Source organism: Acinetobacter nosocomialis NIPH 2119 (genome assembly GCF_000368085.1).
GTDB lineage: Bacteria > Pseudomonadota > Gammaproteobacteria > Pseudomonadales > Moraxellaceae > Acinetobacter > Acinetobacter nosocomialis.
Window position 1 is genome coordinate 701,189 of the sequence record NZ_KB849239.1, and the last position, 12,824, is coordinate 714,012.

At 37.5% G+C, this 12,824-nt stretch carries 13 protein-coding genes; 9 read left to right on the forward strand and 4 right to left on the reverse strand.

The annotated features are described in order from the left end of the window. Positions 1 to 20: 20 nt before the first annotated feature. Positions 21 to 2,114 (forward strand): DNA polymerase III subunit gamma/tau, encoded by a 2,094-nt coding sequence (locus F984_RS07310; RefSeq protein WP_004708247.1) that lies wholly within the window; start codon positions 21 to 23, stop codon positions 2,112 to 2,114. 124 nt (positions 2,115 to 2,238) lie between these two features. Here F984_RS07310 and F984_RS22875 read toward each other — a convergent pair whose 3' ends face one another. Further along, complete coding sequence (locus F984_RS22875) at positions 2,239 to 2,397, reverse strand: hypothetical protein (protein ID WP_004708250.1); 159 nt, start codon at positions 2,395 to 2,397, stop codon at positions 2,239 to 2,241. Between the two features lie 42 nt (positions 2,398 to 2,439). Between F984_RS22875 and F984_RS07315 the strand changes: the two genes are divergently transcribed. Further along, the gene (locus F984_RS07315) at positions 2,440 to 4,668 is read left to right on the forward strand and encodes a phosphocholine-specific phospholipase C (protein ID WP_004708252.1); all 2,229 of its coding nucleotides are present in this window, start codon (positions 2,440 to 2,442) and stop codon (positions 4,666 to 4,668) included. Positions 4,669 to 4,717: 49 nt separating this feature from the next. On the opposite strand, the gene F984_RS07320 is transcribed toward F984_RS07315, so the two are convergent. Together F984_RS07320 and F984_RS07325 are read right to left on the reverse strand one after the other, a co-directional pair. Next, positions 4,718 to 5,152, reverse strand: a complete 435-nt coding sequence (locus F984_RS07320; RefSeq protein WP_002053618.1) for an acyl-CoA thioesterase — start codon at positions 5,150 to 5,152, stop codon at positions 4,718 to 4,720. After that, positions 5,152 to 6,309, reverse strand: a complete 1,158-nt coding sequence (locus F984_RS07325; protein WP_004708253.1) for an iron-containing alcohol dehydrogenase — start codon at positions 6,307 to 6,309, stop codon at positions 5,152 to 5,154. Before F984_RS07325 ends, F984_RS07320 begins: the two co-directional genes overlap by 1 nt. Positions 6,310 to 6,603: 294 nt before the next feature. Here F984_RS07325 and F984_RS07330 point away from each other — a divergent pair, with 294 nt between their 5' ends. Together F984_RS07330 and F984_RS07335 are read left to right on the forward strand one after the other, a co-directional pair. Continuing rightward, positions 6,604 to 6,963 (forward strand): YcgJ family protein, encoded by a 360-nt coding sequence (locus F984_RS07330; RefSeq protein WP_025469295.1) that lies wholly within the window; start codon positions 6,604 to 6,606, stop codon positions 6,961 to 6,963. Positions 6,964 to 7,243: 280 nt separating this feature from the next. Further along, on the forward strand, positions 7,244 to 7,786 hold the full coding sequence (locus F984_RS07335; protein WP_004708257.1) for a cysteine hydrolase family protein: 543 nt from the start codon (positions 7,244 to 7,246) through the stop codon (positions 7,784 to 7,786). A 201-nt stretch (positions 7,787 to 7,987) separates the two neighbouring features. Here F984_RS07335 and F984_RS07340 read toward each other — a convergent pair whose 3' ends face one another. After that, positions 7,988 to 8,461 (reverse strand): winged helix-turn-helix transcriptional regulator, encoded by a 474-nt coding sequence (locus F984_RS07340; protein WP_004708259.1) that lies wholly within the window; start codon positions 8,459 to 8,461, stop codon positions 7,988 to 7,990. A gap of 62 nt (positions 8,462 to 8,523) precedes the next feature. Between F984_RS07340 and F984_RS07345 the strand changes: the two genes are divergently transcribed. From F984_RS07345 to F984_RS07365, 5 genes are all read left to right on the forward strand, one after another. Beyond that, entirely contained in the window at positions 8,524 to 8,751 is a 228-nt protein-coding gene (locus F984_RS07345; protein WP_004708261.1) for a tautomerase family protein, read from the forward strand. A 300-nt stretch (positions 8,752 to 9,051) separates the two neighbouring features. Then, a complete protein-coding gene (locus F984_RS07350; RefSeq protein WP_004708263.1) occupies positions 9,052 to 9,555 on the forward strand; it encodes a low molecular weight protein-tyrosine-phosphatase in 504 nt (167 codons plus the stop codon). Positions 9,556 to 9,574: 19 nt separating this feature from the next. After that, on the forward strand, positions 9,575 to 10,609 hold the full coding sequence (gene murB, locus F984_RS07355; RefSeq protein WP_002052088.1) for a UDP-N-acetylmuramate dehydrogenase: 1,035 nt from the start codon (positions 9,575 to 9,577) through the stop codon (positions 10,607 to 10,609). A gap of 4 nt (positions 10,610 to 10,613) precedes the next feature. Beyond that, positions 10,614 to 11,744: a YdcF family protein gene (locus F984_RS07360; protein WP_002052109.1), complete on the forward strand. Its 1,131-nt coding sequence runs from the start codon at positions 10,614 to 10,616 to the stop codon at positions 11,742 to 11,744. After that, a complete protein-coding gene (locus tag F984_RS07365) occupies positions 11,744 to 12,772 on the forward strand; it encodes an alpha/beta hydrolase (RefSeq protein ID WP_002052112.1) in 1,029 nt (342 codons plus the stop codon). Before F984_RS07360 ends, F984_RS07365 begins: the two co-directional genes overlap by 1 nt. Positions 12,773 to 12,824 lie beyond the last annotated feature (52 nt).

The window sequence follows — 12,824 nt, forward strand, 5'->3', positions numbered from 1 at the left end:
GCCTGTAACAAGGAGCATACATGTATCAAGTACTTGCTAGAAAATACCGTCCACGTAATTTCAATGAGTTAGTGGGACAAAACCATGTTTCTCGTGCATTAAGTAGTGCATTGGAACGCGGTCGTCTTCACCATGCTTATTTATTTACAGGAACGCGTGGTGTAGGTAAAACTACAATCGCCCGTATTTTAGCCAAGTGTTTGAACTGTGAAACAGGTGTGACTGCTACACCATGTGAAGTCTGTGCAACCTGCAAGGCGGTAAATGAAGGCCGTTTTATTGATTTAATCGAAATTGATGCTGCTTCAAGAACAAAAGTAGAAGATACGCGTGAACTTTTAGATAATGTTCCTTATGCGCCAACGCAAGGTCGTTTTAAAGTTTATCTGATTGACGAAGTACATATGCTTTCTACGCATTCTTTTAATGCGTTATTAAAAACACTAGAAGAACCACCAGAACACGTTAAATTTCTGTTTGCAACGACTGATCCGCAAAAGCTACCAATTACGGTTATTTCACGTTGTTTACAATTTACTTTAAGACCTTTAGCGGTAGATGAAATTACCAAACACCTTGGCGCTATTCTTGAAAAAGAACAGATTACAGCTGATCAAGATGCAATTTGGCAAATTGCTGAATCTGCTCAGGGTTCACTGCGTGATGCGCTATCATTAACTGACCAAGCTATAGCTTATGGCCAGGGTTCTATACATCACCAAGATGTGAAAGAAATGCTTGGCTTGATTGACCGTACGATCATTTATGATTTGATTTTAGCGGTTCATCAAAACCAACGTGAAAAAGTGAGTCAGTTATTACTCCAATTTAGATATCAAGCCTTAGATGTATCGTTAGTGCTTGATCAGCTCATTTCAACATTACATGAGTTAGCTTTATTACAGTATTTACCAGAGCTTGGCTTAAAGTATAGTGAAGAAATTAATGCCAAAATTCTTCAACTTTCTAAGTTAATTTCTGCTCAAGATTTGCAGCTTTACTACCAAATCGCATGTAAAGGCCGTTCAGACTTGCAACTTGCCGTAACGCAAGAGCAAGGTTTCGAAATGTGCATTTTACGCTTATTGGCTTTCCGTCCTTTAGCACCAAATGAAATTTTAGTTTCAGAGCCTGTTCAACAAAATGGACAAGCAGAAATAGGTTTAAATTCGCAAGCTCAGCCAATAGCTCAAGAGATTACTCCTGTGAGTGCTGTTCAGCCTGTTGAAGTTATTAGCCAACCCGCTATGGTTGAACCTGAACCTGAACCTGAACCTGAACCTGAACCTGAACCTGAACCTGAACCTGAACCTGAACCTGAACCGCAGTCTAATCAGGATTTAATGGTATTTGACCCAAACCATCATGAGCTGATTGGGCTTGAGTCAGTACCTGTTCAAGAAACGATTAGTGTTCTAGAGGAAGATTTCATTCCAGTACCAGAACAAAAGGCAGTACATGTTCAGGCTGAAACCCAAGCCAAACAAACTGAATCTGAGCCAACATTTACTGCTGAGCCGCAAGGTTTGTTTGAAACATCTGATACTGAATTTTCTCTGGGTCAAGATGCACCTGTAACTCATGATTTGGTTTCTGAACCTGTTATTGAGCAGCAAACATTGGTGCAAGCCGAAGTGGTTGTTGAAACTGCTACAGTTATCAAAGAGTCTAGTGCAACTGATAACGCGCAATTGATGCCTCAGGATATTTTGAAGCTTTCTGCTCAAGTTTTAGAAGGCGAGTGGACACTTGAAAAGTGGGAATATTGGTTTAGAAATAGTCAGCTTTCCCCAGCCGTTCAAGAACTTGCTCAACACGGTGTGATGACTGGTGAAATTGGAGGCAACACGATTTTCCATATTCCTCAAGAATATGAAAATATGTTAACCCAATTACAGCAAGGCCTAATTGATGCTTTAAAGCAACAATGGGCAGATACACAGTTTACAGTTGAATATGGTGCAGTTCATACATCTACACCTTATGTTATGCAAAGCATTCGTAAAGAAAAAGCTTTCCATAGAGCGACAGAGCTATTACAGCAACAACCCGTTATTAAAAGTCTTATAGAGACTTTTGATGGTGAGTTACAAAATATTCAATTAAGGCCTTAATTCCAATTGAGTTTTGATTTGGTGAAAAATATGTAAATAATAGAATTTTCATATTTTTCACTGGATTGAAATATTCAGGTCACGCCACTGTCATTGTACTTTTCTATGTTAGCCATTTTAGATTTTAAAATGGACTATATATCGTCATGAAAAGGCAATGTACAGGAATAACTTCCTTTAAATATTCATATTTCTTACTCATCGGTGCACTCTTACTGAGTGGTTGTAACGACTCTGCAAATGATAATTCGAATACACCAGACACAGGTAAAAAGCCTGTCATGCGCTGTGCTCCATAACCTTAAATAATAAAAAGAATTTGATCATGATTACACGTCGTAAATTTTTAAATTACTCTTTAAATATGGGCTTTGGTGCTGCAGCGTTGGCGGCTTTCCCATCAAGTATTCAAAAGGCTCTAGCAATTCCTGCAAATAATAAAACGGGCACCATTCAAGATATTGAGCACGTTATTATTTTGATGCAGGAAAACCGATCTTTTGACCATTACTTTGGTACGTTAAAAGGCGTTCGAGGTTTTGCTGACCGCTTTACAATTCCTTTGCCAAATGGTCGTAAGGTTTGGGAGCAGCTTAGACGCAATGGGCAAGTTTTAACGCCTTTTCATTTAGACGGTACAGCCAATAATGCACAGCGTGCAGATGGTACGCCGCATACGTGGAATGATAGTCAGTTGGCTTGGGACAATGGCCGTATGGCGAACTGGCCAACCCATAAAACTGATATATCCATGGGCTATTTTAAAGAAAAAGAAATTCCATATCAGTTTGCACTTGCCAATGCCTTTACGATTTGTGATGCCTACCATTGTTCCATGCACACCGGAACAGATGCGAACCGATCTTTTCATTTAACCGGTACCAATGGGGCAACACCGACTAAGCGTTCATTTGTAAATAATGAATGGGACTGGATTGATGGTAATCCCGCTACGGCAGATCGTGGTTATACATGGAAAACCTATGCTGAACGCTTAGAAGAAGCAGGTGTTAGCTGGATTTGTTATCAGAATATGCCAGATGAATGGGGCGATAATATGTTGGGTGCATTTCGTTCATTTAGAAAGGCCAACATTGCATCCGGTTATCCAGTTTCAAGCGGTGGCGAGCCGAATAAACCGTATGCCGATACGGGTCAAAAACTACCGTATAAAGCCTATGATGCGGCTACTGATAATGCCAAAAATCCACTATATAAAGGCATTGCCAATACGCTACCGGGCAATAAACCAGAAGAGTATCTTGACGCTTTTAAAAGAGACATTCGTGAAGGGAAGTTACCTCAAGTTTCTTGGATTAATGCGCCATCAATTTACTGTGAACATCCGGACCCTTCAAGTCCGGTTCAAGGAGCTTGGTTTATTCAAGAAATTATTGATGCATTAACTGCTGTACCAGAAGTGTGGAGTAAAACAGCACTACTTATTAACTTCGATGAAAACGATGGTTATTTTGACCATATGCCGTCGCCATCAGCACCATCTCGACTCAAAAACGGCCAGTACGCAGGTAAGTCGACACTAAGCAATGCTGATATGCAGGATGAATATTTTGATCATGCTGCGCCTGAAGGAAGCCATTCTCAGCCTACACCTGATGGACGTGTTTATGGTCCGGGCCCGCGTGTTCCTTTGTATGTGATTTCTCCATGGAGCCGTGGTGGTTGGGTAAACTCGCAAGTGTTTGACCATACGTCCGTGCTCATGTTCTTAGAAAAACGTTTTGGTGTAAAAGAACCGAATATCAGTCCATACCGCCGTGCAGTGTGTGGTGATTTGACCAGTGCATTTAACTTTAAAACACCAAATGCAGATGTTTTACCGCAGCTGAGTGGTAAACAAACCCGTGTGCAGGCAGATGCGCTAAGGGAAAATCAAGAAGCTTTGCCAGCTGTTCCCGTACCAACTGACATTAAATTACCAATTCAGCAAAGTGGCATACGTCTGTCGCGTGCGCTACCTTATGAGTTGCATACCAGTGCACGTTGTAGCACTGATGGCAAAGTGCAATTAATTTTTTCTAATACAGGTACGCAAGCAGCGGTTTTTCATGTTTATGACAAACTTAACTTAGACCGTATTCCAAAGCGATATATTGTCGAGCCGAATAAAACACTAGATGATGAATGGGATGCTTTAAAAGATAACGTAGGCCGTTATGACCTATGGGTACTTGGTCCAAATGGCTACCATCGTCATTTTAAAGGGGATACTCAACGTATTATCGATAGTGGTGTTAAACCTGAAATTCGAGTGTGCTATGACATCGCGAATGGTGATGTGTATGTCGAACTTATGAATGAAGGAACCAAGGATACAATATTAACGGTAAAACCTTGTGCATATCGACAAGATGCGCCATTACAACTGACCGTAAAAGCGGGACAAGTTGTTAAGCAACATTGGTCGTTGGCTGATGTTGGGGATTGGTATGATTTTGAAGTAACTAATCAAAGTGATCCATATTATTACCGACGTTTTGCTGGCCGAGTCGAAACGGGAGAAGACTCTTTTAGTGATCCTGCAATGATGTAAGTTAAGACGAGGCAAAAAGAGCAAATTATTTTCTTTTTGCCTCATCTTTTTATAATAAAAAATTATCTAAAACTTCACGAACTGACTCGGAAATTGGCACAGTCTTGCGCGTTTCGCGATCAACAAACACATGCACAAAATGTCCTTGAGCTGACGCTTGGTCTTGACCTTGTTTAAAGATTGCCAATTCATAGCGTAAAGATGTTGTACCAATTTTACCAATCGCAACACCTACTTGAATAACTTCTGGAAATGATAACTCTTGAAAAAAGCTACAAGCTGAGTCGACGACTAAACCAATTGATTTTGCTTCATGAATATCAAAACCTGTTTTTTGAATGAGTAAAGCATTGGCAGCCGTATCGAAGTAGCTATAGTAAGTCACATTATTTACATGACCGTAAATATCATTATCGGCCCAACGAGTTTGAATATCTAAAAAGAACTTAAATTGATCACGGGTTTTTAAAACGGGTTTAGTCATTAATAAATCGCCTGATAAATTGCTAAAGCAGCGGCTTCTGTCATATCACGTGGGTTGTTTTGTAGTAAGCGGGTTTGCAACATGGCATCTTGAGCAAGTCTTGGTAAGCTAGACTCTTCAATACCCAAATCACTAAGTTTTAAAGTCAAACCGCTACGGTCTAAGTGATTTTGCATATGGTCAATAAACAGATCACATAACCCATCGGTGCTGCCATTACTATATGGATCTAGCCATTGCATAAGTTCTGCATAGTATTTTTTTGCATTCGGCGCATTAAATTTTAAAACTTCAACCAGCACTAAAGCATTGGTATGTCCATGCGATAAATGAAAATGTCCACCCAGTGGGTAAGCTAGAGCATGCACAGCTGCAACAGGTGAGTTAGCAAATGCCTGACCTGCAAGCATTGAGCCGAACAGCATGTTCTGACGTGATTCTAAATCATTACCATCTTTAAGAACTTTCGGTAAATTATGGTTCAATAATTTCAGTGCATGTTTGGCTAAAATATCGGTATAAACATTTTTTTTGTGTTTAGAAGTATATGCCTCAATGGCATGGACCATAGCATCGATACCAGTTGCAGCGGTAATATGTGCTGGAAGGTTTTGAGTAAAAGTTGCGTCAAGAATTGCTGTATCAGCATATAGTACTGGGGAAACAATCCCCATTTTTGTTGTCTCGCCAGTAGTTACAATTGAGATAGGCGTTACTTCTGAACCTGTGCCCGCAGTAGTAGGAATCAATATAAGTGGTAGGCGAGTGGTGGTTACTTGGTTTACGCCATACATCTCTTGCAAACTTTGAGTTTGATCAGGATGCGAGAGCAAAGCGATTACTTTTGCCACATCCAAAGAGCTACCACCTCCAAAACCAATAATGACATCTACATTTTGCTGTTTTGCATAATTGGCCGCATCTAAAACGATTTGTTCAGGCGGATCAGCCTGCACATCTGCATAAATGACATATTCAATATTGAGGGTATCTAAAATTTGCAGGATGGGACGGTGTAATTGGTTTTTAACCATACCAGCATCTGTGACTAGCAATAACTTACGGTAAGATTTTGAAGACAAAACATTCTGTAATTCTTGTATAGAGCCTAAGCCAGAGATGATATTTGGAACAGTTTGAAATTGAAAATGGCTCATATACATTATTTCCTTATTCTTGAAAATTATTGTTGAACGGTTCTATTCAATCTTTAAGTAACTTAGCATAAGACGCTTTAAAATAAAGTAGTTCTGAGGCAATTATGTTGAGGGTTGTATGAGGTGAGCACTGTTTGTATGTGCTCGAAGAGGTGTATTTAACAGGTGTACAAGTTATTTAAAAGGTCATTGAACCGTGGGCTTTTTGTTATTTGTGGCCTTGTGTAGATTTTCGAGCAGGCTAGTAGTTTTATATAATGTCTTAACAATTTATAATTTTATTCGGTTCTAAAAATGAAAATTTCTAAAATTTTACTTGGTGTTATTGGATGTACTTGCTTCATGCTTAGCTCTGCAGCGATGGCGAAAACTAACTCTGGTGTATATTCACCTCAAAAGGGTGTCATTTGTGATAAATACATTTGTGCGGACAAAAAAGGCGTCTCTAAAAAACTTACAGCTAAATATTTAGGTCCTTATAAAGCGAATAAAGCTTTCTCTCAAGGCGATTTTGATACTTCAGCATTTACATTCTCAAATGGTGTGTTTTGTGATACCAAAACAAAGCTATGTCATGTCGATCGATACTTTCAAAATGGGCATCGTAGCAAAATTGATAAAAATATGACTGATAAATTATTCAAAAATAAATAATTTATCAGTATTAAATAAGGTTTGACTAAAACGATCAATAACTTAAAAGACAAAATTTTGTGTTTTAAGAAAAAATTATGCTATGTTTAAATACGCTTTAATGATGAGCAAGTTTAATTCATGAACTGTTTACCAAAAAAAATCAATACCACCACCACGACCTTTAAAAAAGGCTGCGTGTGATTTTTTGTTAGAGCGACTTAATAAAATACCTAAACCCAGCCAATAATGGCTGGGTTTATTTTTCTCTGCTCATTATTGGCTTTTTCAGAGAAAGATTATGGACCAAAGTTATAACTTAAAATCAGTTTTACTCATCATTGATATGCAAAATGGACTATTCAAAGCAAAGTCGACGCCATATAACCATCAATTTGTACTTTCAAATATTCTTAAGCTGATTAATTATCACCGTTCCAATAACAAGCCAATTATTTTTGTCCGTCATGTTGGCGAAAAAGATACGCCTTTAGATCCCGATAGCCTAAATACTCAGTTGATAACAGAGTTATCTTGCAATCCAGATAAAGATATTGTCATTGAGAAAACCTACCCGAGCAGTTTCAAGCATACTGTCTTAAAAGAACTATTAGAGAAACTTGATATTGATGAAATCATAGTGAGTGGGATGAAAACGGAATATTGTATAGATACGACTATTAGAGCTGCTTCAGAGTTTGGATACAAAGTAACTTTAATCTCTGATGCCCATACAACATCTGATTCTACAGTTTTAGATGCGCAGCACATAATTGATCATCATAACCAAGTTTTAAACAATGCTTTTGCTAAGGTAAAAACTACTGAAGAGTTTTTCCATTAAATAATGATTATTAGCTATTGGTAGGGTTTTAATTGTTAAGTATTTCTGTAAAATTGAGATGTTGCCTTAAACAACAATAAACCTTAATGATCAGCGCAAAGTCATAAGGGGAAGCCTACTTGAAAGAGTAGGCTTTTTTTATATTATCTATAAATATCTTTCGTTTAGGCTTAAACATAAAAGAGGGGGACATACAAAAATTTATTTCTTATGGCTACGATGAGTTAGTTTCAGTTCCAAATGATTAAAATCTATAACTTGGTCAGATGAATCAACAAGTTTTAATTTGAGTTCATCATCTGAATTTTTCTTAAAAACTTTAACGACATCCCGATCTGCTTCAATAAAATTACCGCCAGATTCAAGCATAGCAAGCAAAACAATATTTAGGCTTTTACCTTTTTTGGTAAGTAAATATTCTTTACGTTCCCTTACACCTATTTCTTTATAAATAGATAACTCAAATATTTCTAATTCAATAAGATGTTTGAGACGATTAGATAAAATTTGTTTTGATATTCCTGTATTTACTAAAAAATCATTAAATTTTGTTACCCCATAGAAAGCTTCTCTTAATAAGAGGATTGTCCATCTGTCACTCAATATTTCAGTAATTTTAAAGATTCCACATACATCTACGGGAAATTTATGGTCTGGAATAATTTGATTTGACATTAGAGGAAGCTCCAATTAGGATGGGTCTACAATTTAGACCTAGAATTAATTCAGGTAGCATTATGCCATTTATAAATATACAAACTATAGAAGGTTTACTCGATAAAGACAGTAAGGCCGAACTTTTTAAACGGATAACAGACTTATTTGTAGAAATAGAGGGTAAGGGTAATCCTGCTTTTCGAGAGCATGTTTGGATAAGAATTGATGAATATCCACCTAAACAGTGGCAATTAGGTAGCTTAAGTCCAACAAAACAAATGATTGAGTTAATGACTTCAGCAAAATGATTTGTTTAAAGCCCTTTAAGTAGGGCTTTTATAATTGAGCGGGCTTTGCTCAAAATATTTTTGATACCACTATTTAAAATAAAAAGACAAAATTAGCTAGTTTATCGACTGATTTATCAACTTTTAATCTATTGATAAACATTATTTTCCTTTTCAACACAAGTGAGTTTTGACAAAATGCAACAGGTCATCAGGATCAATACAGACTTGGCCAGATTTATAGTTTGTTAGCATTTTGCAGTAACTTTGCAAGTAACCTGTTTATTTCTATGTAATTCAAATGTTTGGAACTAATTTCTAATGGAAACACAATATAAGGTTTTATGTGTCTGTTTAGGAAATATTTGCCGTTCTCCCACCGCTGAAGTGGTTTTCAGACATTATTGTGATAAGCATCAACTCAATGTAATCGTTGATTCGGCTGGAACGAGTAATTATCACCCAAATAAAGCCCCTGATCAGCGTAGCCAAAAGCATGCTAAGAAAAGAGGCTATGACTTGTCATCTTTACGTGCTAGACAACTTTCAACTCAAGATTTTTTAGATTTTGATTTGATTTTGGCAATGGATCATCAAAACTTTGAAGATATTCATGATTTATTGCAAAACGCTATCTTTCAGTTTGGTAGCCATCGAATTCGAGCAAAAGTCGCATTAATGAGTGAACATGATCCCCAATATCCAAAGCAAGCTTTGCCTGATCCTTACTATGGTGGTGATGACGGCTTCGAGCGTGTACTTGACCAATGTGAATCGAGTACTCTCGCATGGATTAATGTTTTGAAAAAACAATTGAAAGTTTAAGAATAGGTTTATCAATACAATGCAAATTCAAAATCAAGTACAGCTTAAGCCATTCAATACTTTAAGTTTAGATGTAACAGCTTCTCATTATACTAAGATTACGTCTGTTGAAGATATTAAAGAAGCTTTGGATTTTGCTAAACAGCATGAGCTAAATGTACTTGTTTTATCTGGCGGTAGTAATATGTTGCTGCCACAGCAAATTAATGCGTTAGTCATTCACCTTGATATTCAAGGTATACAAGTTTTATCAGAAGATCAGAATTTTGTTCGTGTCAAAGTAGGTGCAGGACAGGTTTGGCACGATTTTGTTTTATATAGTACACAGCAGAACTGGTTTGGTTTACAAAATTTAGCCCTTATTCCTGGCTTGGTGGGTGCTTCACCAGTACAAAACATTGGTGCCTATGGCGTTGAAGTTGGTGAGTTTATTGAGTCAGTACAGGTCTATGACCGTAAACTTGGAGAGACACAATCAATTTTAGCGGCCGACTGTCATTTTTCTTATAGACATAGCATTTTTAAAGATGATCCGACGCGTTACATCATCACGCATGTCACCTTTAAATTACTCAAGCAACCTCATTTAAAGTTGAATTATGGTGATTTAAAGGAAGCCGTTGGAGACAATCTCACTGCTGAAAATTTACAAAATCAGGTCATCCGTATTCGTCAAAGTAAATTACCTGATCCAAAAGAATATCCAAATGTAGGAAGCTTCTTTAAAAACCCGATTGTAAGTGCTCAAGAATTTGAACGCTTAATCACACAATTTTCAACAATTCCACATTATCCTCAAGCCAACGGTAACGTTAAAATTGCAGCGGGTTGGTTAATTGATCAAGCAGGTTGGAAAGGTAAACAACTTGGTGTGGTGGGGATGTTTCATAAACAAGCCTTGGTTTTGGTGAATTATGCCAATGCATCTCTTGCTGATGTAAAGAAAACTTATCAAGCTGTACAACACGATGTTGATCAGCGTTTCCATGTTATGTTAGAACCAGAACCTGTGCTTTATAACAGTTTAGGTTTAATTGAAAATCATACGGAATAGTTCTATGCCAAAAGTACACTTGATGGTACGTTTTGTACAAGTAGTTACTGTGCTATTTGTACTATTGGGCTGTTTCGTGGTTTTTCTATATTCGCCATTTTATTCAAAACTTATTGTAGCTGGACTTAACTATTTTGTTCCAGTAGATGTGAATGAAGTGGCAGCGGAAAGCCAGCGAAAAGCTGCATTAAGTGAACATGATAACTTAGAGCCTGGTTCAAACTTATGGATTGCTCGTCAGGCTTATTTAAAGCTTACCGAAGATGCTATACGTGAAAAAAAGACAGCAGACTTGGGCTACATACAAGAAAACTATAAAGCTTTGCAGCAAATTATTCTTTTAGAAGAAAAAGAACAAGAGATGGAAGAAGAGGAAGAAACTTCAGCTGTAAGTGTTCCATTAGTCGCGAAAAACTCAGAAATTGATGCAGCTGATGAAACAAGTAGTCCTATAGATGAAGCGCTTTTTATTAACAGTTCTGAAAACAAAGCTCTTACTGAACAATATACCGAGTTTTTAGCAAGAAAACCTGTAGTACCTGAACATCAAAAAGCGGTAAGTGAGCCTGAGCAGAAAGTTGAATATGTCCGTAAAAATCCTCTGCCAACTCAACCTAAAAAGTTAACAGAACCGTATGCTATTGTAGTACTAGGTGGCGGTTTAACTTTAGATAAAAATGGCAAAGATATTGTAGTTAATAGTTATACCCGCTTAAGACTAGAGAAAACGTTAGAAGTTGAAAAGCAAAACCATCTACCAATTGTATTAAGTGGTGTTGAAGCACCATATATGCAAGCATGGTTAAAAAAACGTGGTGTCGATGCAAAATTATTAGAACAAAGAAGTATGAATACTTGTGAAAATACTCGTTTTAGTTCATTACTGCTTCAAAAGAAAGGCGGTGCGCCTACCGTAATGTTAGTTACAGATGAATATCATATGCCGCGTACGCGCCGTTTATTTGCTCTGAATGGTATCGAAACGATTCCAGTTATTGCCCCTATGCCAACACCGCTTACACGTTGGCAACCGAGTATACAAAACTACGATCATAGTCGTCGTGCAAATTATGAATTACTTGCGACAATTCGTGACATGTTATTTGGTTCAAGTGATTGTCGAGAGGTGCCTTAATGTCTGAGATTCCATTTCTCAATCCTGCCGTATTAAAACAATTAGATTTACCGGTACCTAACCGTGATCTCACTCCACAAGTTTTAAGTCCACTCAATTTAAATACATTAGAAGAGCCTTCTCGTGAACTTTTAGCATACCGCAAATTATACGGTTTGCATTTACTCGACTGTGACCATTGGCAAGGCTATGTTCAAATGCCTTTATTTCGTCTGCATGTCCAAGTTTTTAAGCCTAAATTAGACAAAGTGCAGGGGACTGTATGTTTGTTGCATGGCTATCTTGAACATAGCGGGATTTATCAACCTATTATCCGTGAAATTCTTGAACAAGGCTTCAGTGTAATTACTTATGATTTACCTGGTCATGGTTTAAGTAATGGTTCACCTGCAAGTATTCAAAATTTTGATCATTACCAGCAAGTTCTAATGGCTGTTTATCAATATGTCAAACATGCAGATCAGTTACCGAAACCGTGGGTGGGTATCGGCCAAAGCACGGGTGGAGCAATTTGGATGCATCACTTGCTCGAGTATGCTGAAAAAAGACAAGATCCAATTGTTGATAGAGTTCTGTTACTTTCACCTTTAATTCGACCAGCTAAAACAGCATGGTGGCATAACCCAGTGGGACTCGGCATTATTCGTCGTATTAAACGCCAAGTACCAAGACACTTTAGACGTAACAATCATAATCCTGAATTTTTACGTTTTGTTCGTTTAAAAGATCCATTACAACCACGCATGATGGGGATGGACTGGATTTTAGCAATGTCAAAATGGATGCAAGAAATGGAAGAGCGTCCAGCTTGTCGTATTCCTGTTTGGTTAGCACAAGGGGCATTAGACCAAACGGTAGACTGGCGCTATAACATTGAGTTCATTCGACGGAAGTTTAGACTTCAAACCTTGTTAATGCTTGAAGAGGGGTCTCATCAATTAATTAATGAACGTGCAGATATACGTGCAGCTTTAACGGGTTTAATTCCAGCCTTTTTACATGCTAAGCCAAAGCATTTTTATTATTAAAAAATTAATGCACTCATTCTAGTCAATAGATTGAGTGCATCAGTTAATCAAA